The 24,636-nt window shown below is 49.1% G+C and carries 20 protein-coding genes; all 20 read right to left on the bottom strand.

Annotated elements, in window-relative coordinates; all coding sequences use genetic code 11:
* Positions 1-112 precede the first annotated feature (112 nt).
* Genes PP769_RS12710 through PP769_RS12615 form a run of 20 tightly spaced genes read right to left on the bottom strand, consistent with a single transcriptional unit; the run spans position 113 to position 24,216 of the window.
* Positions 113-661, bottom strand: coding sequence for a hypothetical protein (locus PP769_RS12710; RefSeq protein ID WP_312640657.1), 549 nt, complete (start codon positions 659-661; stop codon positions 113-115).
* Positions 642-2,297, bottom strand: coding sequence for a glycosyltransferase family 9 protein (locus PP769_RS12705; protein ID WP_312640655.1), 1,656 nt, complete (start codon positions 2,295-2,297; stop codon positions 642-644). The genes PP769_RS12710 and PP769_RS12705 overlap by 20 nt, the downstream gene beginning before the upstream one ends.
* A 40-nt stretch (positions 2,298-2,337) precedes the next feature.
* Positions 2,338-4,155: a glycosyltransferase family protein gene (locus tag PP769_RS12700; protein ID WP_312640653.1), complete on the bottom strand. Its 1,818-nt coding sequence runs from the start codon at positions 4,153-4,155 to the stop codon at positions 2,338-2,340.
* Positions 4,156-4,215: 60 nt separating this feature from the next.
* Positions 4,216-5,451: a glycosyltransferase family 9 protein gene (locus PP769_RS12695; protein WP_312640651.1), complete on the bottom strand. Its 1,236-nt coding sequence runs from the start codon at positions 5,449-5,451 to the stop codon at positions 4,216-4,218.
* Positions 5,452-5,484: 33 nt separating this feature from the next.
* The gene (locus PP769_RS12690; protein ID WP_312640649.1) at positions 5,485-10,680 is read right to left on the bottom strand and encodes a glycosyltransferase; all 5,196 of its coding nucleotides are present in this window, start codon (positions 10,678-10,680) and stop codon (positions 5,485-5,487) included.
* 25 nt (positions 10,681-10,705) lie between these two features.
* Positions 10,706-11,719, bottom strand: a complete 1,014-nt coding sequence (locus PP769_RS12685; RefSeq protein ID WP_312640647.1) for an NAD-dependent epimerase/dehydratase family protein — start codon at positions 11,717-11,719, stop codon at positions 10,706-10,708.
* Complete coding sequence (rfbC, locus tag PP769_RS12680; RefSeq protein ID WP_312647053.1) at positions 11,712-12,269, bottom strand: dTDP-4-dehydrorhamnose 3,5-epimerase; 558 nt, start codon at positions 12,267-12,269, stop codon at positions 11,712-11,714. The genes PP769_RS12685 and rfbC overlap by 8 nt, the downstream gene beginning before the upstream one ends.
* Positions 12,229-13,257, bottom strand: coding sequence for an NAD-dependent epimerase/dehydratase family protein (locus PP769_RS12675; RefSeq protein ID WP_312640645.1), 1,029 nt, complete (start codon positions 13,255-13,257; stop codon positions 12,229-12,231). Before PP769_RS12675 ends, rfbC begins: the two co-directional genes overlap by 41 nt.
* A 29-nt stretch (positions 13,258-13,286) precedes the next feature.
* Entirely contained in the window at positions 13,287-14,048 is a 762-nt protein-coding gene (locus PP769_RS12670) for a hypothetical protein (RefSeq protein ID WP_312640643.1), read from the bottom strand.
* The gene (locus PP769_RS12665) at positions 14,048-15,019 is read right to left on the bottom strand and encodes a class I SAM-dependent methyltransferase (RefSeq protein ID WP_312640641.1); all 972 of its coding nucleotides are present in this window, start codon (positions 15,017-15,019) and stop codon (positions 14,048-14,050) included. Before PP769_RS12665 ends, PP769_RS12670 begins: the two co-directional genes overlap by 1 nt.
* Before the next feature lie 18 nt (positions 15,020-15,037).
* On the bottom strand, positions 15,038-16,153 hold the full coding sequence (locus tag PP769_RS12660; RefSeq protein WP_312640639.1) for an aldo/keto reductase: 1,116 nt from the start codon (positions 16,151-16,153) through the stop codon (positions 15,038-15,040).
* A gap of 15 nt (positions 16,154-16,168) precedes the next feature.
* A complete protein-coding gene (locus PP769_RS12655; protein ID WP_312640637.1) occupies positions 16,169-16,636 on the bottom strand; it encodes a hypothetical protein in 468 nt (155 codons plus the stop codon).
* Entirely contained in the window at positions 16,608-17,618 is a 1,011-nt protein-coding gene (locus tag PP769_RS12650; protein WP_312640635.1) for an NAD-dependent epimerase/dehydratase family protein, read from the bottom strand. Before PP769_RS12650 ends, PP769_RS12655 begins: the two co-directional genes overlap by 29 nt.
* 32 nt (positions 17,619-17,650) lie before the next feature.
* Positions 17,651-18,595, bottom strand: coding sequence for a transketolase family protein (locus PP769_RS12645; RefSeq protein WP_312640633.1), 945 nt, complete (start codon positions 18,593-18,595; stop codon positions 17,651-17,653).
* Between the two features lie 16 nt (positions 18,596-18,611).
* Complete coding sequence (locus tag PP769_RS12640; protein ID WP_312640631.1) at positions 18,612-19,451, bottom strand: transketolase; 840 nt, start codon at positions 19,449-19,451, stop codon at positions 18,612-18,614.
* A 1-nt stretch (position 19,452) separates the two neighbouring features.
* Positions 19,453-20,013, bottom strand: coding sequence for an NUDIX hydrolase (locus PP769_RS12635; RefSeq protein WP_312640629.1), 561 nt, complete (start codon positions 20,011-20,013; stop codon positions 19,453-19,455).
* A 13-nt stretch (positions 20,014-20,026) separates the two neighbouring features.
* A complete protein-coding gene (locus tag PP769_RS12630; RefSeq protein WP_312640627.1) occupies positions 20,027-21,148 on the bottom strand; it encodes a GHMP family kinase ATP-binding protein in 1,122 nt (373 codons plus the stop codon).
* Positions 21,145-22,122 (bottom strand): GDP-mannose 4,6-dehydratase, encoded by a 978-nt coding sequence (locus PP769_RS12625; RefSeq protein WP_312640625.1) that lies wholly within the window; start codon positions 22,120-22,122, stop codon positions 21,145-21,147. Before PP769_RS12625 ends, PP769_RS12630 begins: the two co-directional genes overlap by 4 nt.
* Positions 22,123-22,160: 38 nt before the next feature.
* A complete protein-coding gene (locus PP769_RS12620) occupies positions 22,161-23,297 on the bottom strand; it encodes an alpha-ketoacid dehydrogenase subunit beta (RefSeq protein ID WP_312640622.1) in 1,137 nt (378 codons plus the stop codon).
* A complete protein-coding gene (locus tag PP769_RS12615; protein WP_312640620.1) occupies positions 23,287-24,216 on the bottom strand; it encodes a thiamine pyrophosphate-dependent dehydrogenase E1 component subunit alpha in 930 nt (309 codons plus the stop codon). Before PP769_RS12615 ends, PP769_RS12620 begins: the two co-directional genes overlap by 11 nt.
* Between the last annotated feature and the right edge of the window lie 420 nt (positions 24,217-24,636).

The following is a 24,636-nucleotide window of genomic DNA, read 5'->3' as shown; positions in this document are numbered from 1 at the left end:
GACCATCAAGAAAAAAACTTGAGAGGTGGTTTCCCGTCATCCATAATTTTTCCTCAATGAACCCCTGTTTACCTGCCAGACCAGCCGCTTTGGGTCGGAAAGACACCCGCGTTCACCTTGTGGGCGCAATGCTTAAAGCTAGACGAGGGAGCACTTCATATTCCAACATGTCTGCAATTCGAACGACATCTTCAATTTCTCGGGCCTTCATGAGTTCATTGACCCAACAGGCCAACTCTTCAAGAACTTCAGGCTTCTTGAGGCCTACAGACTCATGAACCTGCAGCCACTCAAGGTAATCCGCCATTTGTCCAAACCATTGGTCTAACTGCCGAAAACTTCCATGTCCTTGACGAAATTTAATGACAAAACTTTGGCCTTGAAGACGGACCTGTTGTCCGAATTTATCTCCAGTTTTTTGAGAATATTCCACAATGTTTTCCAAACGTTTACTCACCGCTGCGATGGAACCAAAAGTGCTGACCACTTTGGCCAGGGTGGGAGACACCAACTCCCGATCAGTCATTTTTCGATTGCCAACCAACAATTCTGTCACCAAACACCCTTTAGCCTGTGCCCGATCACTCAAATCAGCTAGAACTTGGCCTAACTGAGCACTATCACTCACCTCCCAAATGTCTTCATCCAATTTCACACGCATATCGAATCCTCCTTGGATCATGAGTAATCCTCTCGGCCAATTGTGTCAAATTTTCACCCGCGCGGGTTCGGAACGCATGGTACGCCAGAGCATTTTCCTCGGCCATGTCGGCGAGAGTCGCAGCCTCCAAACTAAATGTCTCTCGGAAGAAGGCCATCGCTAAAGGACCAAAGGCTAATGAGGATTGGGCCACCTGCTGCATGGCCAAAGTATCGACTGATAATTGACGTTGCGCCTCCTTCAATAGATCAACGGGAATAGGCCTTTGTCGACAGAGGTCCAAGACCATGTCCGCTTGCCTACACAACTGATTAAGCTGGGGAGCCAAGAAACACCAGAGTTCCTCACATTCCTGCAAATCAGGTGGAGATCCGTTGGAATTAGAAACCCGGCTTGAGATACCCGTAAAAGATTCATACCAATATTGACGCCAAAACTCTGCATACCAGGCGACTCTCGAGTCTTCAGTCCCCGCTCGTAATATAAATGTTCCTAAGTGATCCTCATTGACACCGCCCTCATAAACACGAATTTGGGAGGACAATTTGGGAAAGGGACGAACACCTAAAAGATGCAAACAGAGCTCAGCAACCTCCCGAGGAATAATATGGTCTTTACAGGCGTGATGCGGGCAGATCTTATCGAATCCACAAGGCCCACAAATGATATCCGGCTGAATCACCCAGTTTCCTGGCCCAAATGGCCCTGTTTCCCAAAAATCTACATGACCCACCGACACATTGAGGACTGGAGTATTCACGCCCACCGCCATGTGCATGGGTCCCGTATCATTAGTGACCATCAACTGACAGTGTTCAAGCAATCCGATCAGTTGTGGAACGGTGGTTTGCCCAACCGCTTCGCAGAGGATTCCCTGGCCTCCCGCCTGGCGGTAACACCGAATTGCCTCCTGAACATCTGCTTCTTCTTTCTTCGTGCCAATCAGGACAAACCCCACTTGTCGTTGCTGACTGAGGTGTGCCATCGCTTGGCCAAAATATTCCGGTCGCCAGGCCTTCATCGGATCACTTGCACCGACTTGGATGCCAATCCATTCATTGGGGTTTCCTGCTTGCCGTAAATAGATCCGCGCCCATTCCCGTATCGGAGGCGGGACTTGCAAGCGAATGGGATGAAAGGCTCCAGGCCCACTTCCACCAAGCGAAAACAGATCAACAATATTGAAGCGATTCAATTGCCGATACACATGAAAATCCACGAAATATTTCATCCAAGGATTTTTCACGATAAAACTTCCATCCTGAGCCGTGGTCATTCCTCGCTCATCTGCACATCCAACATATTTAACCAGAAAGGCACTGCGTCGATTAAATGTGAGGTTCACCACACGATCGTATCCAACCTGGAGCAATGGCTGTGCCCAACGAGCAAGATCTTGGTAAAGAGCTACCACATCGCGGGCTCGCACCCGGCTTTCATCCATCAGCAGCTGAAAGTCAAACATCAACACCTGTCGAATGCCAGGAATTAGGCTGGCCACATGGGCAAACTCTTTATCAACAATTAGATCAATGGCCACACCAGGCCATTCTTCCTCCAACCGCGCAAGCAGAGGAACCATCTGAATCAAATCTCCCATCCGGGTAATATTGATGATGAGGACTTGTTTATTCATACAAGAATTGCCAGTAGTAAAAATTCTTCCCAACAAGGACTCAAAGAAAGTCACGTTTTTCCTGGCGGTATTCATCCATCATCAGAATCAGTAGTTCCTCACGGTTCAACCGGGCTTCAGGCCCTTTCTTCCGAATGTTTTTCGCCACATCCACCAACTCCACACGATCGGTTCGAGGAAATTGCTTCAACATTGGAATTAATTCCGGAGTCTTCCCACTTCGCGCCACTAAGGATTCAGCATGCCGGTCTCCCTGAAGGATAGCTCCTAACCGGTCAGGGCTCGCCATACCCACGGCGCCTAAGAAGGTCTTCATCCGATGTCCGTACGTATGCGCCTCTAATACCCGCTTCCGGGACAATTCAGCCATGGCCGCTCGCCTGGCTGGTTCGTGGAGATAGGTTTGGACGGTTGGGAGGAGCTGATCCGGATTGTTAATTACCGCCATCATCGATTCATCAAAGAGGGCCGGAAGCAAGGTGCGATTATCGACCACTTGAAATACCCCGCAACTGGCTAATTCGAATGTCCTGGGATTCACCCCATCTCCCTCGGGATCGAATCCGTCTCCCGTATACGAATGCAAATTAATATTGACCGAGGTGGCATTGAAAATTTTCACACTGGTGGAGGTATCAATACGCGCCCCTCCTCTTTGAAGAACCCGCGTTAACACCCCCGGGTTGTCCCATTCATTCCCCCACAATTTAAATGTCCACTCTTGGCCGACCAGGGATGGGAGGATATGTCGCCGGTTTCTATACCCTGCTCCTAAAAACGAGACGTCGGAGCCAAACTCCTGTTGTTCCTCCTTAGTCAAAGTCATGGGCTGATGTATGGCCGGATCAGCAGCTAAGGGAAGATACGAGACATGTTTGGCGCCGGCTTTTCTGAAAGCGTCCAAACAGGCCGCTTGTTGCATCACAAACCAAAAGTCATACCCCGTCACCATCTGCTGCCAATAGGTTAAATGCCGAAAATTTTCCACAAACCACATGGCCGTTAGCACCTTCTTTCGACGCATTTGCTCTAAAACGGCCATGGTCAATGGGGCCTGGGACAGGGCTAACACTAAATCCGGGGGATCTTCTGCCACATGAGCAAGGCTTATCACCGCCAGCGTTTCACTCATCCGTTGTTGAACTGTGAGCCGCAACCGGTGATCACGGATCGTTTCCAAATTTTGATATCCCGCGTAATGAGGACTATGATCCACCCAACTTACACGATGTCCAAGGCCTTCCAATGCGTTTACCACATATCGGGCGATCGGCAACGACCCGCCATAAATAGGTCCGACCACCATGATGTGAAGCGCCCCGCTTAATTGTTGAGCGAGGTGCTCACGAAGCTGCAGACGAAAGTGTTCATAGGTCTCACGATGAACCGTGGCGGCAGGTTCGTAGCTCAGAACGCGCACCCGCTTGGCTTTCTCTGTCACTTGGACAGCCATATCAGCCGTGGAACCCGTCAGCCACATCACCCATTCACCCCACCCTTCCAGCGCCCGGACCGAGACACAATCCGCAAATTCAGAAAGATCCGGCACGGCGACCATTATGACCTGGTCACGGGGCAACATCTGACGCAAGGCTTCCACATGGTAGAGCAGTCCCACGCCAAGGAGGACAATAGTTTCCCCTGCTTGACAGTCTTTCACGCGTTCTTCAGCCCAGCGCTCCGCCTCGCGAACCGGATCATACGCACTATGGAGATATCGGGAGTTGACAAGCGCGGTGGGCATTCCGGATTTAGCTGGTTGGATCGACAGGGTTCCTCCTGGTACCTGAAGGATCTGAGCGGCAAGAATCGGATCCTGATCGCGTAGAATACCGATATTCTGTTTCAACACGTCCATTTATCTGTTCCTGGTTGATTGCCCTAAAAACACAGATTTAAGCTACCGGAGCATTCCCGACTACTTCGAGACTTCCATCCGAATACCTTGATTCGCCAGCTGAGACAGCACATCCCAGGTGTCCTTTCGCCGGAGAACAGCTTCGTCAGGTATGCCATCCCTGGTATAAAACGCCCCCCACTCATCTCTATTGCTGGTCCAGAGATCCCACTCATCTGTTGTTGTATTCACCGTGTCTTCCCGAATTAAATTGACGGTTTCCATCACAGGCCAATAGGCCGAGGATGATCCTGCAGGACTTACGTCACGGACATTCGGACTCTCCCGAAGTTGCGCTCCCGCGCGTTGCCACACATAATGACCAACCCCATAGGGGCCCGTTTCATGGACTCTGGCCTGGGAGAAATACCAGCCGATCGCCCGAGCCCCACACATCGTTCCGAGATGCAATGGTCCCGTATCCGATCCGACCACCCACTGACACCGATTAAGAAGAGCCACAAGCTGGGGCAACGAAGTCCGACCACACCCATTCACCACCCGATTGAGATATTTAGCGGGAAGGCGATGCTCTAAGGCCAATGCCGCTTCCCGTTCTCCCGCACCACCGACCAAAAGCAGATAGCACTGAGGAATGTGCTCAGCGCATGCGGCAATCAGGTCTTGCCACACAGAAAGGGGAACTCGCCGGTCGGCATCTCCCGCACCAAGAACAATTCCGATGAGAATAGAAGACTCACCATTCACCGGCAGTTCCAGCTCAAAGGGCAATGCCACCTCCGGGGCCTTCAAGTGTGGAACGTTCAATGGTGGGAGAACCTGACACAACCCGCAAAAAGCATCTGCTAAATGCACCCGGTTGCTCCCTCGCTTTTGAGCGATCTGACGTAAATATCCCGCCCATGCCGGAAGCGTCGGATTCAATGGCCCGTGTTCACCTGGACCAACAACCAGATCACCTAAGACATGAGCAGTAAGAATCCCTCGAGGATGATTATTCAAATTATAGGCCAGCGAATACGTGGGGAAGCCGCACTGGGACAAATTCTGTTTGGCTTGGATAAGCACTTGGTCACAATCCATCATCTTCCTCGTGGCCAATTCATGCCATTGTTCCCCATTCCAAGGGAAAACCCTGTCCACACAGGGGAATAGTTCGCCAAGCGTCACCAATGGAGAAGGGCAAAGAAGGTCAAGTGCTCGTTCAGGATGAGCAGAATGCAGGGAGGTCAGAACAGGAAGAGATTGGACCAGATCACCCAGCCGAGCTAATTGAATTAAGAGGGCTCGGGACATAGGCTAACTTGACTAGGCAAGAAGTTCCTCTGTTTAAGTGGCCAGCGCATGACGGTCAAGAAGCGTCGTCTGAAGAAGTACCCCTAAATCGTGTAACCCCTCAAAGTCGGGCTTCAAGAGACTCAACATTTCAAACTGGCGCTTGGCGGAATCCAGTCGTCCCGCACGAAATTCAATTCCCGCCAGCGCGAACCGCCTATCGCAATCTGCAGGATTTCGCTCAACATACCGTGACAGTCGTTGCCTTAAGTCTTCCCACTGCTCAAGAGCCGTGCCAGCCTGAATCAAGCCGTTCATCGCGTCGGAATCGTCGGGATGCTCAATCATTATCTGATCGAACACCCTCCAGGCTTCCTCATGATTTCCCATTCCCATACACGCCATTCCCAGTCCAAGCCCGGCTTTTCGAGAATCTGCGCCACAATGAAGAGCTTCACGAAATGCCCTGGCCGCTTCGGCGCATTGTTGGGATTGCATCATCAAAATTCCCTGCAACCAATGACCAGATCCATCGTTGGGATCCGATTGAAGGAGCGCCTGTATATGTTGAGTCCCCTCCCCGAGATCTTTCATCGTGAGAGCGAGTGTTGCCAACCGTTCCCGTGCCTCTCGATTTTCCCCAAGACTCAGTGTCCGCTTCCAGAATGACCGCTCCCCATTCAAAAGCTGAAAGGATTGGCAAAGTTTCGCCGCCCATCTGAGCACCTCAACATCTTCCGGCCACTCTCGATCCTCGGAAAGAAGACCATGCAATTCAGCGTCCTTCGGACCATTCAAAGTCTTGGATGTGTCACTTCGTTGCCTTAATAAGAGCTCTTGCACTCTCTGCACTCGTTTCCACTGTGAACGTTCCACGTCGCTCTGAAAAGGTTCGAGGGACTGCCGAAGCCATCCGTCGCGAAAATAATACCGGTTGGCATATCCTGCAGGAACCGTATACAGATCCTCATCGACCACAATAGAGGTAGCCCATCGGTCCATCAGAACTTTGCCGTTGTGTCGTTCAGCCTCAGGGTCCTTCCTTCCCGGAGTTTGATGCTCTAAATGATAGAGCACGCTTTTCGGTTGATAGATGACTTTCTTTCCCCGTTTGCCCACTTTGAGGCACAGATCCACATCCTCAAACCCATTCCGATAGATCTCATCAAAACCGCCAACCGCATCAAATTCCTCACGGCGGATGAGCATACATGCGGCGGTGACCACCTGAAATTCCTGGCGAACATTGGTTGCGGGTAAATCGCCAGACGCTCCACGGAATAAATGATAAGGCGTTAAGCAATTTTTCGAAAACACCACTCCGGCATGTTGAATCGTATCATCGGGATAGAGCAACTTACTTCCAACAATGGCCACATCAGAATGCTGCTGAACCTCCTCCATTAAAGCCCGCAACCATCCCGCTTTCGGTATCGTGTCGTTATTCAAAAAAACAAGGAAACGTCCTTTTGCTGCCGCCGCCCCTTGGTTACAACCCTTGGCAAAACCATAGTTTTCGGGATTGGAAATAACCTGGATATCACCACCCAGAGTGGACAGGAATTCTTTGGTCCCATCAGTAGACGCATTGTCCACCACAATCACTTCATACGAACAGCTATCCGTGACCTCCGCCAAATGGGTCAAACACTGCTGTGTCAATTCCACTTTATTCCAAACAGGAATAATGATTGAAAAATCAAAGGGATACCTGCCCTGGTTGCTCGGGGAATAAGCCGGCGCTGGTGGGCTCTGAATTTTCGACTGAGGCCCCCTGGTTGAGGATTTTACGTCACGGCCCAACCAGGCCTGTTCATACTGAGGAAGCACATGTTCCATAAGACGATGCTTTAATACCCAGGCTCGGAGATGATCTCCTTCACTTTCTAAGGCACCCAAATCATGAATTCGTTCGCGAATCGCTTTAATCCAAACTCGGGGTTCATGCGGCAATCGAAGAATCGGGGCCTGTTGATGTGGAAAAATATCGGTTCCAATAACCGGATACCCCAATATCCCATACTGCAAAATCCTGATATCACTCTTGGCTTCATTAAATTCATTGGGAACCAATGGGGCCAGCGCCAGATCAAGATTGAGACTGGCCAATTTTTTCGGATACTGAGCCAGGTCCACCATCGAGAGCGTTTCACTGATCACACCTGAACTACCAGCCATTCGTGGTGCATCTCCAAGAAATACCCATTCGACTTCATCTTTCAATGCCTCAATAATCGTTTCCAAAATCGCCGTATCACCTTTATGCACATTCGTTTGTCCTGCCCATCCAATTCGAGGGCGGGAACCGACTCGACGTGTCGGTGTGAACCCTTCCCATTCCCGTCGCACTAAGCAATTAGGAAGAACCGTCGAATGAATCCCCCGTTTTCTCAGATCAGCCTGAATGGGTTCAGTAGAGACCGTCACGCAATCTGTCATGGCCATGAGCCGAAACATCTTCTCAATTTTCTCAGGAGGTAGAAATTGAAGATTGGGATTATCAGTGGGAATCTTCCACAATAAGTCATCACAATCATGTATAAGACGTGTGCCCTGGGATCGGACCTTAGCCAGGTCAGCCGCATCCAACAAACAAGTGCGCTGGAATACCCATACATGGCCAACCCCCATAGGGGGGATTATGTCACCGAGAATAATATTGGCATCGCAGACGACTGCCCCTTTTTCCCAGATTCCCTCACCAGCCAAGAGTGGCTGAAGAAGCCGAATCTGACCACAAATATGATCTGTACCAATCACGGAGACCTGACGAACCTCGTTTCGAGAGGTTTGTTTCAAATTTTTCAAGGAGATCACTTTTGACTCTTGCACAGTCTGTATATCTCTGAAAGATGACACATCAGGGGGATGAATGGATTCCTTTTTCTTTTGAAATTCTTTAACAAAGGGAGAGGAACAAAACAGCGATTTCACACCTGTTTGATAATCCTTCCAATTTTTTTTCGCGATGTCCTGAACATTTCTTCGCCGCCATTCATCTTTGAATGCCCGGTACTCAGCATGGGTCTCTTCTTCAATTCCATCAGTGGCCTTAAACGTCTGTGCGTCGATGTGGGCTGCCCTTCCGGCAGGTAGATGCAATCCCACTTTTTCATCCTCCATATAGGCATTTTGCAAACCATGCAACTGGATTCTCAGCCCATAATCCGCATCCTCTTCCCCATACAACCCGTAATCCTCGCACCAGAATCCCAATGTTTGATAAGTTCTTTTGGGAATGAGAGTACAAGCCCCGTTTAAATTTCCAATTTTCGGCCGAACAGCCAATCCCCGAATCTCGCGGACAGGATAGCTCTGTCGTTCAAAGTTATAGGCAATAGCGCCCAATTCCGGAATACTGTCGATGACCTCAACCATTCTGGATAACCAGCCAGGCTTTTGGATAACAATGTCATTGTCCAGCTTGAGGTAATACTCTGCATCAGGCTCCTGACTCCATGCCAAATTCGAAGCCTTGGCAATTCCAACATTGGCCGGCAACAAAATCAGATTGGTAATAAATCCCTGCTGATGAAGCGCTTGCAAATACTCTGGCGTGCCATCTGTACTTCCGTTATCCACAACCGTGATGACATGGGGGAAACAGGTGTGCTGGAAAAGCGCAGCGATAGCTGCCTTCGTAAATTCCAGCCGATTAAAGGTCACCATGCCAATATTGACATATTTTTTCGTCTGGATTGTGCCTTGAAACTGAAAGTTATTTATGTACTGTCCCTTGGGGGCAGGAAATTTGTTCCGGTAGGCATGTTGAACGTCCAGAGTTTCCCGGCGAGCACGTTCGAGGTTGGAATTAATAATTCCGTCAGGGTTCTCGTAATACACCCCGAGAAACGATGGTATATGTTTCATGGGATATCGTTCAGCAATCCTGCACCAAAATTCATAATCAGCGGCCGAGGGCAAATTTTCATCAAAATATCCGACTTCATCATGGACGGATTTCCGCCACATGGCTTGCGGACCCATATGACACCCTGACAGCATGATTTCTTGAGAAAATTCAGGACGAATATGATAGCCACAACGAATATGGGTCGTGAAAGTTTGGTTTTCGAAATTCGAGACAAAGACATCTCCATAGACCAGGGCGACATCTTGATGGCCCTCTAACTCTGATGCCAAAACATCCAAAGCATCTTTCCGACGCCGATCATCGGTAGGAGCCAGTGTAATGTACTTTCCGCGGGCCATCCGAATCCCTCGGTTACAGGCCGCAGCGGGAGTTTCCCTTTCACTAGTCCGAACATAGATGATGTTGCCGTATCGAGCCTGAAACTCAGTAATAATTTTGAATTCTTCCGTTTGGGACCCTGTTTCCACGATAATTATTTCAATCTGTTCCGCAATAGTTTGCGCTTCAAGATCTTCTAAGGCCCCTCGCATGAACCGTTCGGCATTATAGGCTGCCACGATAACAGAGATCCGGGGAGTACCCATTTTGGATTGCAAGAGGGGGGAATCTTGAAAGGAGCGAAGATGGTCTGATTGCGGAATCACAAGTGCCTCCACGTTTGATCGAAGAATGGAAAAATCATAAGCAAATTCCTTCAGCGAATAGAAATCTCCAGGTTTAGGGATACACACCCTTTTCCCCTGATAATCGAGTGACCAGGGATACGCATTGATCAATGAGTCAGGTTTTCGGTAGACCAATACAAATCCATTTCCGATCTTGTCATCCGCATCCTGACTATCAACCAAAAGAAGCCTTTTCCCAAAAAATCGGGCGAAATACTCCTTCATGGTCGCTATGGAAAAAATATGATAATGGCAGTGAAGGAATCGTCCAGCCTCCAACTCGGTTTCTTCCGAGGCATTCAAGACATAATCTTGCACCAGGTGTTCCCATTCCGTCAGCGGCTTCCCTCTATCTCCAGGAGCTGCATCCGGATGTGGGACAATGAGATATAACAATCCGCCTGGCTTAATGATGCGATACCATTCCAAAACCGTCTTAAAATAATTTGGACAGTGTTCAATCACGTGGGAGGACAACACAAAATCTTCAGACTCACTAGGGACAGGAATCGCATCCGCCTCGGCTAGAATGTGTAGAGGCGCCGCTTCCCCGACCAGGGTGACTTGTTCCCGATGATAGATTTCATCTTTCAGACCCACATTTCTAGTATCCAGGCCAAACGGGTTGTGAGAGGAGGGACCGACTTCCAAACCTTTCAATCCATCCAACCAGCGATGGGCCATTTCACTTTCTGGAAAGATACGTTTCATAGGCCCTTCAGATTCATCCAAATCATTAGGAGGCTCGAACATGGGTTGCGCTGAACTGAACCGGCTCCACCCTCCCCTGAGTCTGATTGTGGTCCCGATACCAGCGTAAAGTTTTCTTTAACCCAACTTGAAGATTGGTCTTTGCCGAAAACCCTAACTGGACGGTTGCCTTCTCCACATCAACCAGCCGAATAGGAATCATAGAAGGTTTGGTTGGGTTAATGACCACATTTGCGTTCTGGAATTGGTCAACTTCTAGAAGAGTCGTTAGGACATCCCGCACACGACGCCCATTCCCATATCCAATATTTACGGGCTCGAACTGATCTAACGTGGCCATGGCCAGCATCACGGCATCAACGAAATCTTCAACATAAATTAAATCCCTAACATCTTCACCCGTTCCCCACACCTCAAGAGGATTCTGCCGTTCGACAACTTTACGTATAAGCGCCGCTGTCACATGGGAACGTTCAAAATCAAATTTATCATATGGCCCATAGACATTAGATGGCCTTACTACAACTGTTTTCATCGGATCCTTAATTTTTTCGGAATAAATACGGCACAGCACCTCCCCGTAGCGTTTCATCCACCCCACACTGAAATACGCCTCATATGGATCCCCCGCAAACATTTCCTCCTCGGAGATCGGCCGCTCCCCACTGGGTGGATAGGCGGCACTACTGCTAATAAAGAGAAACTTCTTTACCTTTGCCTGGTAGGAAGCTTCCAGCATCTGGGCGTTCATCACCACATTCGGCGTCACGTGTGCTAATGGCTGGGTAGCCATGACCGCCGCTCCTGAGGTATTCGCTGCACACATGAAAACATAATCCATGCCCTCTACGACCCGTCGACACTCTTCCATGTTCGTCAAATCGGCTTTGACATATTCCAGTTTCTGGTGTTCGAATTGCGGACCACGGGTATGCAATGTCCCGCGTACATAGCTCCCCTCTTCCACTAAACGCTTAGCCATATTGGTTCCCAGAAATCCTCCCGCCCCTGTCACTAATACTTTGCTACCCTTAAACATGACTCACTCCTTCATCCCGTTGGGAAACAATCGGCTGTTTGACCGGCCACCAGATTCCCAAATTGGGGTCATTCCACGGTACGGTAAATTGCCCTTCCCGGTTGTAATTGGTCGTTTGCTTATAGTGAAAAATTGCTTGCTCAGACAGCACCAGATGGGCGTTTCCAAACTTGGGTGGGATCAAGACTTGGTATCGATTGCGATCTGATAGCGTAAACGATTCCCACTGTTGATATTGTGGAGAGGCGGGATCCCAATTGACGACGACCAAATAAAACTTCCCCCATAAGCATGACACCAGCTTCCAGGTCTCTTGGTCTCCATGAATGCCTCGCAACACATGCCTGCCAGACACGGAGATATCATCCTGCACAAATGGCATATCAATTCCAGCTTGCCGGTACAGGTCCTCGTTAAACGTTTCAACATAGATTCCCCGAAAATCTTCAAAAATTGTCGGTGGAGTCACTAACCTCACTCCTTCCAAGCGGCAGGAAGAGATCTGTAGATTAGGAGGCGGCGAAATAGTTTTGCCTTTGAAGGTATTCATCATGATGCTCCAGATACCAATTCCATGTGTGCAGTAACCCCTCCTGAAGACTCACTTGTGGGTCGTACCCGAGAAGATGTTGTGCTAAAGAAATATCCATCACACGCCGGGGAAATCCGGTGGGTTTCGTATGATCAAATTGGGCCCGGAACGGCACAACCGATTGAAGAGCTTCTACTAATTCTCTAATGGTATAGCCGATACCACTGCCTAAATTGACGTAACGCCCACCCGTGCCATGGTACAAAGCAAGAATCACTCCATCAGCGACATCCCCACTATAGGCAAAATCCCGAATCGCGGTGCCATCTCCCCAGATCACTACCGGATCTTCTTTTGAAAATATGCGTCGCATGAGGGTGGGAATTACCATGGCATTGGCAGGATCAAAATTATCTCCTGGTCCATACACATTGCAGGGACGCACCACGGCGTAGTGCGTCAGACTGTACTGTATTTGATAGGCCCGAACTTGCAATTCGGCCATTCGTTTGGCCCAGCCAGGAAACATATCCATTGGTGGCCCTTCCTCATCTTCTTCCTGTTCCTTGAAAATTTCCGCAGCCGGGTAGGCTCCAATAGATGAGGTATAGACCACCCGATGAACCTTATTCAAGCGGCAGGCCTCCAACATATTGGTATTCATCATCAACAACGGGACAAAAAAACTTGCCGGCTTGGATTTCGTGACCTCAATGGACCCTTTGATTCCCGCCACATGAAAAACACAATCCATATCTTTCACGATACGTTGGCAAAATTCAAAATCGCACAAATCGCCCTTCACATACTCCACCTTATTTTCCACCTGAATCTCATCAAGGGACACACTTCGAACCGAGGCCCCAGCCTCTACCAACCGACTCACAATTTGCCTCCCGATCAACCCGCTTCCCCCGGTAACAACAATATTTTTCCCATAAAAAAACTGCATAATGGAATCAGCAATCATGCCTTTGCGTAATCGTTCAGCTATTGTTTGAGACACGGACTCTCTCCTTAGTGGTTGATGGCCCCTTACTCGAACACCACATACGACACCCGTGAGGCAAAGGGAAACCGCTGAATTTTTAAATGGTTCAATCCAAAGACTTCCATCAGGGCGAGGGTCTCTCCCGGGGAATCAGGATCATTCAATTCATCAAATCCCAGAATAGTCCCCTTGGTCATTCGGGGACGAAGAAGCTCAAGACACTTGACCGTGGGTTCGTACAAGTCTAAATCAAAATAGGCCATAGCCACGATGGTTTCCGGGCATCTAGCCAGATATCGAGGCAACTCCTCCACCACATCTCCGACGCACAATTCATGTTTTTTAATATGGTTTATCGGATTAAGTGTTTCATGAAGGCTGAGTAACTCTTTAAGGCTTTCTGCATAGTGAGGAGAGACGGCCAATTGTCCATTCACCATCATATTGGACTTCCCATCCTTTTCATGGATAGAAGGGAACCCCGAAAACGTATCAAATCCGACAATTTTTCGATGCCGGTTAAAAGGTTCATAGATCCCTCGCAATGCGGAAAACAAGGCAAGATTTTGTCCCCACCGTACTCCAAACTCCATGACGACACCTTGAACAGCAATGATCTGACGGTACAAGAAGTCCATGAATAACAGGCGAGCCAAATGCTTGGATTCTAGAAATAGTCCAAGATTCGAAAGCAATTGGTCCGGGGGAATCGGATTATGAAAAAGCAAATCCCCCATCTGTTGCCGAGCCGCTTGCTCGCTCGAATTCGCATAAGTTTTAATCTGTAATTGCTCCGCGTTCACCATCACATCTTCTCCTCTACCGGCTTCCAGATCACCATAGAATAGCCATCATGGTATAGTGAGCCAAAAGTTCGGATCGTTCTAAGAATTTCCAGCCGGCCTTCGTACTCAAAAACCTTCAAGGTTCCGAGCAATCCTTGCAAATACTTTCTTTTCTCTAGATACTTGGCTGCGACGTAATCAAACAGGACGTTCTGATCGTAGAGCTCATACAGGGTTTCCACGTGTATGCAAATAGAAGGGCGTTGCTTAAGGAGATAGTCCACAAAAGCATGGTACTGACAGCCCAATTGCTCCATGGCGCCAACGGTAAACACCCCGCTCCGAGGATACAGGTCAAAAGATTCATCAGGCTCCATCATGTTAAATTCCTGACCAACGACATTAAATCCATGTTCTTTTCTCAACAGGAGAAGAATCGCTTGAGAGGATTGGGACCAATCCAACCCATACAAGGGACGGCCTGGAAACATGAAAGCTGCATCGACTAAATTATGGCCGGTTCCACAACCAAACTCGTAAATATGGTCAACGTCATGAAACCATTTTTTAAACATCCAGTGGCGCAGAATTTCGACAAAACTGGTTTCGAATTGAGAAGAAACCGGCCGGACATACTCACCCTTTAAACGGATGATTTCCTGGGGTCGCACAAACTTTGGGATTAATGCAGCTAAATCATATCCTGTGCGTTGAAAATCCATCAGGTTCTCTGCCCATCCATCTTCCCAACGCTGCTTACGATGCGTCCCTGCGACTTCCAGCTCCTGGTCAAGGGTTTTCAACACACGAAGCAAAACTTGGTCACGGGAAGCCCCCTGCAAGACGTCATAACGCAAATCATGCCGTCCTACCAATTCCTGACATTCCTGAAAGAGCGTTCCAGGCGCTTCCCCAAATAGGGCTTCAAAATCCTCTTGCTGAAGCCTCCCATGATGCTTGTGATTCTGCTTGAGTGGAAGAGTGGCAATCATAAATCCCTCACAAGGCTATCAGGAGAAATCTTCCACCAGCGCGGGTAGGGGCTTCTCGATACCGTTTGCAATGACCCATGCCCAATATCGGATTCGGCCTTCCAAGAGCTCAAACCGGTCATGGGAAGAACTAGCCGGGCGAAGACGCACCGGTTTCAAAAAATCCCCTGCGGTAATTTGTTGTGCTAATTCCTGCGGACTGGGTACGCAATTCATGGCATTTTCGAGAGCGTCTTCGAGGGTTCGATAGACTGAACGTCCCGAGTCATCAGCGACTTGTATGGATCTAGGAGGAATCTCTAGGAAATGTCCGGTACATTTTCCTTCAAGATGCCCAACATCCTCGTCTGTTAAATCAAAATCCATACTTTCCGCGTTTTCCTTCATTCGTTGACTATTGGTGGTATTCGGAATCACCACAACCGGTAGATGCCCAGTCAACCACCGTAAAGCAATTTGAGCGGGAGTTTTATGGTATTTATTGGCTATCTCCTGAAGAACAGCATACTGTTTCCGATTTGCCACAATTCGTCCACGATGAAGAGGACTATAGGCGATAATGCTAATTCCCTCTTGTTGCCCATATGGCAGGAATTCCCGTTCGATACTTCGATCGAACAAGTTATATTCGACCTGAACAGAAGCTAAGAGCTTAGACGTTAACTGGTGGTGTATTTCTTGAGTATCTTTAAATGAAAAATTGCAGATTCCCACATTTCGGACCAACCCCTTCTGGACCATTTCCTCTAGACCCACCAGGGTGTCCGAGATGGGAATTTGGGGATTAGGCCAGTGGATTTGCAGGAGGTCAATGTAGTCTGTTTGCAGTCGTCCGAGGCTCCCCTCAACAGATTTATTGATACCTTTTGCAGATAAGTTCTCAGGAGAGACCTTGGTCGCCAACACCACACGATGGCGAATCCCCTTCAAAGCCTTACCAATGACCACTTCAGACTCTCCAGCACCATACACCGGTGCTGTATCAATTAAGTTTATGCCCATATCAATTCCGGCCCGGATCGTGGATTCAAGTTGCTGGTACACCTTGCGCTTTGTCAGGGAATGATGAATCCCGGTCCCTTGCCCGATAGCGGAAATTTCTACGTCAGTTTGGCCTAATTTTTTAAGGAGCATCGCGCAAGCCTATGGTTACAGCTGTATATCCCAATCTTTTAAATCTTCCACCGAAACATTACTCGCCCGGCACACTCTGGTTCCCGATTGCACTTCGGCTAAAAGAAGATTTTTCATCTGATTTCTGATGCCATTTAATTGATGAGCCCGTTTCAACCATTGATCATATCGCTGGGGTTCGGCCTTCATGCCCTCTTTACACATCCAGATTTCGTAATTGATTTGGGCAAGCACAATGATGATGCGGACGTTCCGCCCTGACAATTTGATCTGATGTCGATCAGCCCATCCATCAATATCATGTTCCAGATCAGCGATTTCCATTCTCACAGATGTCCGGATCGATTCATGGAACGCCTCCTTCAGCTGATCAACAGTCAATCGATCGACCAGATCTCCCAACCCTGGAACAAATCGTGGATCTGAAAGTCCTTCGGTTTTCCGCTTCCGGTTTTTAGGCGCTAAGGAGGTTTTTCCGTTCATGGGCGAGTTCCCGATTCTTGATATACCAGTGAATAGTTTGGCGAATGCCTTCCTGAAGAGAGATTTTTGGACAGAAACCAATTGTGGCTTCTGCCCGTTCCATCGATAGCAATCGGACAGGGTCTCCGGCCGGCTTTGAGGGATCCCATTCAATTTCAGTGGAGACCCGACTTTCAGCCACAATGATTTCAGCTAATTGTCTGATAGTGGTCGGAACGCCACTCCCCAAATTAATAGGAAAACATGGCGGAGCATGCTCCATTCCAAGCAAAAGCCCCTCAACCACATCCTCGACAAAAATAAAATCCCGTATGGCAGATCCATCTCCCCAAATCCGAACCGGAGACTCTCCATCCAACACCCTCCGAATGAGAGCCGGAATCACCTGTCCCGTAACTGGATTAAAGTCATCAAGCGGACCATACACATTTGAGGGCCGGACCACCCGGACGGCCTCCCAATTATACTCGTGCAGGTAGGTTTCAGCTTCAAGTTCGCCGATTCTTTTCGCAATTCCGGCGTACCGGTCATTTTGTTTTGGAAGACCATTCCAGACGTTGTCCTCCACATGAAGTGTCGCTGGTGGATAGGCGCAAATACTGCTCACAAAAAGATACCGGGAGACTCCTCCTCGAAATGCGGCTTCCAATAGATTGGATTGGTATCGAAGCATGGGCACAAAATAACTGGCTGCTCTTTTCACCCCGATGCCGACCGATCCTTTTATTCCGACCAAATTAAAAACATACTCTTGACCTTCAACAGCTTTTTTACAGGTGTCATTGCAAGTCAGATCGCCTCTAAAAAACGCAATAGAAGAACCCAACAAGGCTCTCGCATAACTTTCCTGTTCCAAAGAAACCACGGTCACCTGCGCCCCCAATGCCGACAAGGCTCGAACAAGGGGAATACCAATCATTCCTGTTCCACCGGAGACCAGAATCCGCTTTCCGAAATAGATGGAGGAATTCGGCTTCGTCATTAACACCCTTACCTAAATTGAGAGAAGAAAAATCAGACCGTCGTGGGTAACAGGGCCATATGCCGAAATGTGTTTTTCAGGCTTTCCTTTTCCAGACCATATTGCCCAAAGGCCCAGGTTCGACTCGCGGAGCCAAACAACATTTCATCACCCAACGAAAGCCCGCAAAAAGGAATAGCGTGGCCCCGCTCACTCAACAGCCTCCCAACCAAACTTCCAATCCCTCCGGTTCGACCATGTTCTTCTACCGTCACAATGGCTTGAGCGTTTCGACACGCTTCCCAGAGTCTGGACTCGTTGCAAGGATTCATTCGATATAAATCCACAAGAGCGACTTCGATACCTTCCTCCCGCAATTCTCTTGCCGCTTCTCGCACCCTGCCAAGCATGATTCCGTTGGTCACCACACAGAGGGATTCCCCCTGTTGAATCGTTTCGAGTCCTAGACTGAAATCATGTTCATTGGGGGCATAGACTGGTTCATAGGGGTCCTTATCGATCCGGATATAGGCGGGCGTTCTACTCTGGTAGGCTTGCTCTACCATGGCCTTGATGGCTACGCCATCTGCAGGCAGATAAATGGTCATGCCTGATAGTGTCTGGAGGAGAGCACAGTCATGTGTCGCATGATGTGTTGGTCCATCCACCCCGTAAGACAGGCCGGGCCCCATTCCCAGAAGGATGACCGGAACCTTTAAGGCACACACATCCAATTTCAATTGTTCATAACACCGCGTCGTAATATGAGAGGCAATTCCATAGACAAAAACCACATATCCGGAAAGTGCCATTCCGGCCGCCACACTCATCATATTTTGCTCACTAATTCCCACATTCAAAACTTGCTGAGGATACAAATCTTGAATCCGGCTTAATCCCATGGCTCCCATATCATTGGTGAGGACAATTGTCCGGGGATTTTTGGCCACAATCTGTAATACACTGTCAAAGACCGCATCACGAAAATCATTCACCATGAGCCATCTCCATGGTTTACACCGATCCCGATGAAGAAATTGCACCCATTAGCTCCCGAATGGCCTCTTCCACTTCCTCACCCTTCGGAATCCGGTGATGCCAATCGACCGAGGCTTCCATAAATGACAACCCTTTTCCCTTCACCGTTTGAGCCAAAATCATCAGAGGTTTCACCGATTGCCTTTGACGAAAGCAGCCTAAGACCTTGTCTAATTCTTCAAAGGAATGTCCATTGATGGACACCACCTCCCATCCAAAAGCCTTCCATTTGCTGACGAAGGGCTCTAGGGCCACATTTTTTTCGGTATAGTTGGTCGCACCTAACCCATTCCGATCGATGATCGCTACCAGGTTATGGAGTTGGTGATGGCTCGCAAACATCGCCGCTTCCCATACGGATCCCTCCTGACATTCCCCATCCCCCATTACCGTTACAACCTTCCAAGGGTATGAATGAAGTTTAGCTCCCAAGGCCAATCCCGCACTCAGGCCTAACCCATGCCCAAGGGACCCCGAAACCCCCTCCACTCCCGGAATTTGGGTATCGGGGTGACCGGCCAGGAGACTTCCCGGCCCGCAAAAATTGTCTAACTCGGTTTTGGGGAAGAACCCCAAATCGGCCAACATCGCATACAAGGTCAAACATCCATGCCCTTTACTCAGAATGAATCGATCCCGGTTTTCCCATTTTGGATCATGGGACCGAAGGTTCAAGTGTCCCCCATAAAACAACGCCACACCAATTTCCACCCACGAAAATGCTGGGGGCACATGGCCTTTCCCGGCTTTTAACGCGGTCCTGAGAATATGGAGTCTCAGCTCTGCGGCTTTGTATTCAAGGGCCTGAACATTCATGTCATACCACCAAACGCGAACCGAATTGCCACTCAACAAGGCTGAAAAGGGATAACGCAGGAATATGCTCAAAATCTCCAGATGTCACGAGGGCTTTAAACTCTTGGGGTGAAACCAGAAGTACGTCTTGGTCCGGAACTTCGGGAGTTGAAGAAAGGATTTCGCAATCTTGAGCCATGAATAAAAAATCTCTCGCACTGTACCGATTCATCATGATATGTCCGCTCCCTAACAAACGAATCGCTCCGGCTCGATATCGCGTTTCTTCAAGTAATTCCCGCGCCGCGGCCTCTTCGGGAGATTCACCGTCCTCAATACTCCCAGCAGGAAATTCAATGGTGTTCCTGCGCAACGCCTGTCGAAATTGACGCACCAGAATAATCTCTTCATTTTTGGTCAGGGCTAACACTAAGACACCATTTGAGCTTTCAATACGATAAAACGGTTGACGGTCCAAGTCAGAAAAGTCATCCCATGCTTCTTCATGGACCCGAAACCACGGACACCCGAATACCTCCTTGGTCATACCCATTTGTGGCGGAACGGAAGTTCGTGACGGCATGTGGTCATGCCTCTCAGGATCGGTGCCCAACAAGAACTTTTTCCTTTGCCTTTTTAGGGGTCTTGAGAGAGGGAAGCCGTCTTCTTTCCATTTCCTTATGGACCCCTTCTCCCTCGGAAGGATATCCGCCGGATACCCTTCTATCAGGCCCATCGTAGTAAATTATGCTGCTTCCTGATTGTGAAAAGGAAAACGGCACACAAATATAGGGATGCATCGCTGAAAGAAAATGTGCCTGCTTGGAAATCGGAACATAAAACAACATAAACCCGCTGCCTCCTGCCCCGGAAAGCTTTCCACCAATCGCTCCATTGCCCAGAGCATTTTTATAAATTTCATCAATTGTGGAATTGGAAATGTCGTGGGAAAGTGCCCGCTTAAGCATCCAGCTTTCATGAAGCAATTTTCCGAACTCCTCCAGAGAATTCGTTCCACTCAAAATACCCAAACCCCTGTCCACCATTACACGCATGGTTTTCAGTTCGGCAGACCTGAGAGAAAAGTTCTTGGTGACACTTTTTGCAATGTCTGAACCTAAGCGACTGGTCCCGGTATACAGTAGAACGAGATTTTGCTCCAGTTCAGCCAGTCGCCCCAATGATAAGGTGAGCGGTTCGACTTGAATCTGACCGTCTCGTAGAAAACGAATAACATTAAATCCGCCGAAGGCGGCTGCGACTTGATCCTGGGAGCCAACTGTTTCTTTTAAGATATCCTGCTCTAAAGTGAACGCCTGGCGGGCCAGATCCATTTTCCCCAACATCTCTCCCTTCAACCCAGTGAGAGCTTTCACCAGACCAACCGAAAATGAAGAGCTGGATCCAATGCCTGACCGGGCCGGCAGATCACCCTGATGCTGAATTTCCACTCCCTGAGAATCATCAAAACCTAAAAACCGCAGGCCCTCTCGAACGGCAGGATGCAGAATCTCTCCAATAGTCGATACCGTTTCAATATGCGACCAGACAATCCGGTGTTTAATATTGAAAAATGGAGGAAGGTATCGACAACTCACATAGCAATACTTGTCAATTGTGGTGGAAAGAACAGCGCCCTCTTCCCGAAGATACCATTGAGGATAGTCCGTGCCTCCTCCGAAGAACGACAACCGATAGGGGGTCCGAGAGATAATCACGCAGCTTTGCTCCTCTTGTGGTAACGCCTTCGATAAAAATCCAGAATTCCTTGTAAGGTTTCTTCAAAGGGGATGCGTGGTTCCCACCCCGTCGCCGCTTTAAACTTTGACGTATCGGGAATCTGCAGGGTGACATCCGAGGGTCGCAACAATGCGGGATCCACCACATGCTCGATGCGACAGGCTGCCATGCCTTTGAGAATCTCGAGCATGTCGCGCAGTGTCATCGTACGGTTACCTCCGATATTATAAACCTCCCCGGCTGGACACTTTTCCATCAGCACCCAGTAAGCCCTGACGGCATCGCGAACATCTGCAAATGTCCGAATACTGTCCAAATTTCCAACCCGGATCGGATTTTTCCGAAGCCCATACTCCACCTCGACTATTTGCTTGGCATAGGCACTTTCTGCAAAGACATCCCCTCGCCGTGGGCCGGTATGGGTAAACATCCTGGTACGGACGGTTCGAATGCCGTAGGACAAAAAATATTGATAGGCAATCATGTCTTCCCCGACTTTGGACACCGCATACGGGCTGGCCGGACGAAAGGGATTGGCCTCCGTGATAGGCACTTCATGCGCCAACACCTGTCCGTACACTTCAGAGGAACTGCAGACATGAACTTTAGCATCGACTCCGGTAATTCGGAGCGCATCGAGCAAATTGGTCGTCCCGAGCACATTGGTGGAGAGCGTGTCGACCGGCGCGTCAAAACTTGTCGTGACAAAGGATTGTGCCGCCAAATGAAAGATCCAATCAGGTTGGATTTTTTTGATCACGACAATGAGCGAATTCAAGTCCCGAAGATCACCATAATGCAGGGCAATGCGATCTTTAATGGCCACAAGATGATCAAGAGGGGTTCGCCATCGAATTAATCCATGCAGATCCACGTCCGGGTGATCCGCAAGGATATACTCCGCTAAGTGACTGCCTACCATTCCTGAAATCCCCGTAATAAGCACTTTCATCTTCGCATTCCTTTGATGAGGTGGTCCCACAATCCTGCTTAAAAAGGGCCTTTGAACCGTTTATACACATCTGCCATCGATTGGGTATCGGGCAAAGGCAACCCATGGGTCTCCTTCCCGGTGACGAGGACAGCCAACGCATCCACTAATTGGCGCAAATCGGGATAAAAGAGATCTTCCAAACACTTGGCCGTAGGACAGGGAGCGGGCTGCATTCCCAAGGTCACCACCGGTGCCTTCAAACATCCGGGATTTCTTTCAGCGACCACACGACACACCTCCGCGCATACACCATATTCCCGCCAACTCGTATCCGCCACGACCAGCCGTCCCGTTTTTTCAACACTGTGCATGACCAAATCCCAGTCAGGGCTGGACACGCAATGCAAATCAATCACCTCGCATTGAATATCGGACACCAGGGCCAAGTGTTCTGCTGCTCTCATGGCTTCCAACACCATGATGGAGGTGGCCACAATGGTGACCTCCTCACCTGGTCGTACTAACCGGGACCCGAAGGGATCGATCTCCTGCCTCGTGGCTAGAGGAGTTACATAAAATTGCAGGTCGTACATCAACCGGTGTTCGAATGAGATGACGGGACCCCGATAGCCATCAATCACCGCCGGATAGGTGTCGAGAATCGATTGCGAACTCGAGGGCATCACAACCTGCAACCCGGGGATATGCGCAAAAAGAGATTGGAGGCTTTGTGAATGTTGCGCACCTTGCCCCCAACTTCGCCCAACGATCATGCGAATCAACATGGGCACGTCAAACCGGCCACCGAACATATATCTGTATTTGGCCGCTAAATTAATTATCTGATTCATGGCTAATAATGAAAAGTCGGCACGAATATGGGTCTGAATCGGATACAGCCCATTTAACGCGGCCCCAATGGCTACCCCTGTCATGCCTTCTTCGGCAAGTGGCGTATCCATCACTCGATCCGCGCCAAACTCTTGACTCAATCCGGTGGTGGAACCAAATATCCCTTTGTGGTCATCTACCCCCTGCCCCAGGATAAGAACGGAATCATGCCGCTCTAAGGCGTCATGCATGGTCCAATGCAGCGCGTCCCGATAGCTCATGATCTCCGTACCCGCCTCAGCACGAAGACCCGACGCCGCCTGGCCGTTCACACGGGATGTGACCGCCGCATTACACAACATCGCGAAGTAATTCCTCCACTGAGGGAAATGGACTGCTCATGGCAAAATGTACCGCTTCGTCTATTTCTTTCAGGATGGCTGGGCGAAACGTTTCGACTAGGTTCCCATACTGTTCGAGAGGATCCTGTCGTTTCCAAGCCAACCACTCTTCAGGTTGTCGATAGCCACACATGAAGTCTTCGCCAGGCCCGACATGCTCTTTGTACCGATAGGTCCGAATCTCCACAAATACCGGTTCTCGGGTTAACCGAACACGTTGAATAATGTCTGACATCGTGTCCGCCACCTTCACAAAATCATATCCCTCGGCAATGTGGTACACCGGAAGACGATATGATCGTGCATGGTCAAGAATATCGTACCCCTGTCTGGATTTTTGTGATGAATGCACGGCTAATCCGTTATTCTCACACAGAAATATCACGGGTAAGCGATGAAGAACCGCGAAGTTCAATGATTCGTGATAGACGCCTTCTTCCGTGGCTCCGTCTCCAAACACCCCAACCACCACCTGATCATGGCCCAACCGTTTCGCCGCCAAAGCCGCTCCCACGGCATGAGGAATTGTACTGGCCACCACAGCCGAGGCACCCATCAACCCTACCTCGGGTGCCGCTAAATGCATCGAACCAGCCTTTCCTCGCGCACACCCGGTAACTTTTCCGTACAGTTCGGCAAACATTTCCGCCAAACTTCCCCCTTTAGCCAGATAAAAAGCATGGCTACGGTAGGTACAAAAGACCAAATCTGTTTTTTTTAAATCCCGACATGCCCCTACAGCAACAGCCTCCTGTCCAATCGATAAATGCACCGGACTTTGAATAGCATCGCCAGGATATAATTCGATGATCCGTTCTTCCACCAGGCGTATACGAAGCGCCTGAGAGAACAATTCACAAAATTTTTGAGAATTTTCCATATTGTTTTGCGATTAACCCTCTGCCTCGTTCACCGGTTTCAGAACAGGCATCACAGACCGTGAAGAACTTCACGACTTCTTTTTACGATGTAAAGAAGTTCAAGTTTTATGCCATGCAGTTCAAGTTACAACAGACGGGATCCAGCTCCCAATGCTGGCAAATTCCAGGTCATTCGAAAAACTTTTACCTACTAGGAATTCATTGCTGACAAACTCGGAATTTTTTGCCTAGCAAGAGAAACGCTGATTGAACGCAGGACTGAAGAAACCGGTGGGACCACATTGAGACATAGCCTTTATGGCGCTATGGAATAGAACCCAATACGACCTACTCGTGCGACGATGATCCTCAATCCTCTTTCAAACAAGGCCTATGGAGAATCCATCCCCGTATTGGCTTCCGGTGGGTTAGCACGATCT

Origin of the sequence: Candidatus Nitrospira allomarina (genome assembly GCF_032050975.1) — a bacterium.
GTDB lineage: Bacteria > Nitrospirota > Nitrospiria > Nitrospirales > UBA8639 > Nitrospira_E > Nitrospira_E allomarina.
This window is presented reverse-complemented; position numbering and strand designations above follow the sequence as displayed.

Coding starts and splice junctions, on each gene's coding strand:
- PP769_RS12710 (WP_312640657.1), bottom strand. CDS start 661: ATGCGTGTGAAATTGGATGAAGACATTTGGGAGGTGAGTGATAGTGCT.
- PP769_RS12705 (WP_312640655.1), bottom strand. CDS start 2,297: ATGAATAAACAAGTCCTCATCATCAATATTACCCGGATGGGAGATTTG.
- PP769_RS12700 (WP_312640653.1), bottom strand. CDS start 4,155: ATGGACGTGTTGAAACAGAATATCGGTATTCTACGCGATCAGGATCCG.
- PP769_RS12695 (WP_312640651.1), bottom strand. CDS start 5,451: ATGTCCCGAGCCCTCTTAATTCAATTAGCTCGGCTGGGTGATCTGGTC.
- PP769_RS12690 (WP_312640649.1), bottom strand. CDS start 10,680: ATGAAACGTATCTTTCCAGAAAGTGAAATGGCCCATCGCTGGTTGGAT.
- PP769_RS12685 (WP_312640647.1), bottom strand. CDS start 11,719: ATGTTTAAGGGTAGCAAAGTATTAGTGACAGGGGCGGGAGGATTTCTG.
- rfbC (WP_312647053.1), bottom strand. CDS start 12,269: ATGAATACCTTCAAAGGCAAAACTATTTCGCCGCCTCCTAATCTACAG.
- PP769_RS12670 (WP_312640643.1), bottom strand. CDS start 14,048: ATGGTGAACGCGGAGCAATTACAGATTAAAACTTATGCGAATTCGAGC.
- PP769_RS12665 (WP_312640641.1), bottom strand. CDS start 15,019: ATGATTGCCACTCTTCCACTCAAGCAGAATCACAAGCATCATGGGAGG.
- PP769_RS12660 (WP_312640639.1), bottom strand. CDS start 16,153: ATGCTCCTTAAAAAATTAGGCCAAACTGACGTAGAAATTTCCGCTATC.
- PP769_RS12655 (WP_312640637.1), bottom strand. CDS start 16,636: ATGAACGGAAAAACCTCCTTAGCGCCTAAAAACCGGAAGCGGAAAACC.
- PP769_RS12650 (WP_312640635.1), bottom strand. CDS start 17,618: ATGACGAAGCCGAATTCCTCCATCTATTTCGGAAAGCGGATTCTGGTC.
- PP769_RS12645 (WP_312640633.1), bottom strand. CDS start 18,595: ATGGTGAATGATTTTCGTGATGCGGTCTTTGACAGTGTATTACAGATT.
- PP769_RS12640 (WP_312640631.1), bottom strand. CDS start 19,451: ATGAATGTTCAGGCCCTTGAATACAAAGCCGCAGAGCTGAGACTCCAT.
- PP769_RS12635 (WP_312640629.1), bottom strand. CDS start 20,013: ATGCCGTCACGAACTTCCGTTCCGCCACAAATGGGTATGACCAAGGAG.
- PP769_RS12625 (WP_312640625.1), bottom strand. CDS start 22,122: ATGAAAGTGCTTATTACGGGGATTTCAGGAATGGTAGGCAGTCACTTA.
- PP769_RS12620 (WP_312640622.1), bottom strand. CDS start 23,297: ATGTTGTGTAATGCGGCGGTCACATCCCGTGTGAACGGCCAGGCGGCG.
- PP769_RS12615 (WP_312640620.1), bottom strand. CDS start 24,216: ATGGAAAATTCTCAAAAATTTTGTGAATTGTTCTCTCAGGCGCTTCGT.